This is a genomic window from Okeania sp. SIO2C2, assembly GCF_010692625.1.
GTDB lineage: Bacteria > Cyanobacteriota > Cyanobacteriia > Cyanobacteriales > Microcoleaceae > Okeania > Okeania hirsuta.
The window spans coordinates 1-2,085 of sequence record NZ_JAAHGM010000153.1 but is presented as its reverse complement, the minus strand read 5'-3'; the positions used below and the strand labels follow the sequence as shown (position 1 = coordinate 2,085).

The following is a 2,085-nucleotide window of genomic DNA, read 5'->3' as shown; positions in this document are numbered from 1 at the left end:
TCAAAATTTTTCAGTAAATGATAATTTTGGGGTTGATGCGATCGCAAAGGGAAACGGAGTTTAGAACCCAAATATAGAGAGATAATTAAGACTTAACACTATATATAGTGTCCTTGCGTAAGTCCTGATTATTAACAATTCTGGAGAGTACAAAGTTCTGCTAAAAAACAGTTTGCTCTCAAGATTGAAAGTGTTACTGGGAAAGGTTGACAGCACCTACTGTTGTGAATGGAGATTTTTTAACCTTGAGTCCGCGAAACCCTTGACTAGCAATAGTTATTCCAAGAACTTTGCACTGTCTAGTAACAATTACCTCTCCTTGAAAAGAAGCCGAAAAGCGCTGTAAGGAGGTGTACCTCACCCTTGATCAAATCTACTGTAAAATCTGAAGATACTTGATATCAATTTCACTTCTCTAATATCTATAACAGAGAACAGTAGGAAAAACATTTTCCTGTCTAAAGATCGTTATCAGCGTAAGTCCTAACCTATCTGTCTATTGCTACAGCACTACCCATTAAGATTAGGACAGCTAAGAAACTTCAAAATATTATAGTTAAAAGTTTTGACTCTAGCTGATAGCTGATAGCTGAATGCTTATAGCTATATAGAGTTTGTCTGAACTTTCTTCTGGCCATCAGCAGATTTTGAAAAGTCAGATAAAATTATTTACTATGAAACTGTATATTTGACTGTCCAGTTGTTCGGGAAGTCATTGAAGAAGGCAGAAGGAAGAAGGAAAAATGCTTATGGATAGTCTTCGACACGCCACTCAGTGTCTTATAACCCCAAACAATTTTAAGCACCCCCGTTGATGGTGGAGTATTAAACCCGCAAAAGAAAAGATAATATGAAAAGAAACTGTACTAAACAAGGAGGCATAAATGCGTAGTAAACGCTCTAAACCCTGGATTCATCGTAATTCACGTTTTATTATTGCTGGTATTTCAACAGTAGGAGCAATAATTACAGCATATCTCGCAATAGAAAAATTCATGGGAGGAGTCGTGACTTGTCCTGTAGCTGGTTGCGATAAGGTACTTGAAAGTCCTTATGCTATGATTTTTGGCTTACCTCTGGCTCTATTTGGCTTTCTAGCTTATGCTGGCATGGGAACAATGGCGATCGGTCCTTGGATAATTAACCCAGATTCTCAGAAGGAGTTACGCTCAAAACTAGAAAACTGGAGTTGGTTATTAATGTTTGTTGGTGGCGTATCCATGACTATCTTCAGTAGCTATTTGATGTACATCATGGCATTTGAGATTAAATCTCTGTGTATTTATTGCATCGGTTCAGCTATTTGTTCTGTAGCTTTATTTATCTTAGCATTAATCGGTCGTGACTGGGAAGATATTGGGCAATTAATCTTTACCGCTATTATTGTTGGAATGGTTACTCTTGTAGGAACATTTGCGGTTTATGCTCCCATTCATAGTCCTATTGCTGAAAAACAAGATATTTATGCAGTTACAACTACTTCGACACCGGCAAAAATTGCTTTAGCAGAACATCTGACAGAAGTGGGAGCAAAAATGTATGGTGCTTATTGGTGTGGTCACTGTCAAGACCAAAAGAAGTTGTTTGGTCAAGAAGCTGTTAGTAAACTTAATTATATTGAGTGCGATCCTAAAGGCAAAAACCCTCAACAAAGCTCATGTATCGCAGCCAATATTACTGCATATCCGACTTGGAAAATTAATGGTAAATCTTACGAAGGTACAGTTTCTTTAGAGGATTTAGCAAAATTTTCCGGTTATAAAGGTCTAGCTAATTTTAACAATCTTTAATACAGCAGGGAATAGGGAATAGGGAACAGGGAACAGGGAATATACAAATATTCCAGATCGTCAGTTGTACCTCATTAGTACGGAATCTGCTGTATAAGCGTAGGGACGCTACATGGAACGTCCCTACAGAAGATTTTGATTAATCATCATCAGAATCAGAAGGCAGAATTTTCTTTAGTAGTTTTGTTATGACGCTTCAACAATAACTTTCCTGCTGCTCCGAATACCAATAAACCAAAGATTGTACCTGGTTCAGGTACAGAATTAATTTCATAAATAGTAGTTGTACCACTAA

The 2,085-nt window shown here is 37.2% G+C and carries 2 protein-coding genes; one reads left to right on the top strand and one right to left on the bottom strand.

From position 1 onward, the window contains the following. Window positions 1–884: 884 nt before the first annotated feature. Window positions 885–1,790 carry a vitamin K epoxide reductase family protein gene (locus F6K18_RS35995; RefSeq protein ID WP_287528149.1) on the top strand — a complete coding sequence of 302 codons (906 nt, stop codon included), beginning with the start codon at window positions 885–887 and terminating at the stop codon, window positions 1,788–1,790. A 155-nt stretch (window positions 1,791–1,945) separates the two neighbouring features. Here the strand turns inward: F6K18_RS35995 and F6K18_RS35990 are convergent, their stop codons facing one another. Further along, the gene (locus F6K18_RS35990) at window positions 1,946–2,059 is read right to left on the bottom strand and encodes a PEP-CTERM sorting domain-containing protein (protein WP_287528151.1); all 114 of its coding nucleotides are present in this window, start codon (window positions 2,057–2,059) and stop codon (window positions 1,946–1,948) included. Between the last annotated feature and the right edge of the window lie 26 nt (window positions 2,060–2,085).

Bases quoted from the DNA above. Each gene is read 5' to 3' on its own strand.
- F6K18_RS35995 (WP_287528149.1), top strand. From the start codon at position 885: ATGCGTAGTAAACGCTCTAAACCCTGGATTCATCGTAATTCACGTTTT.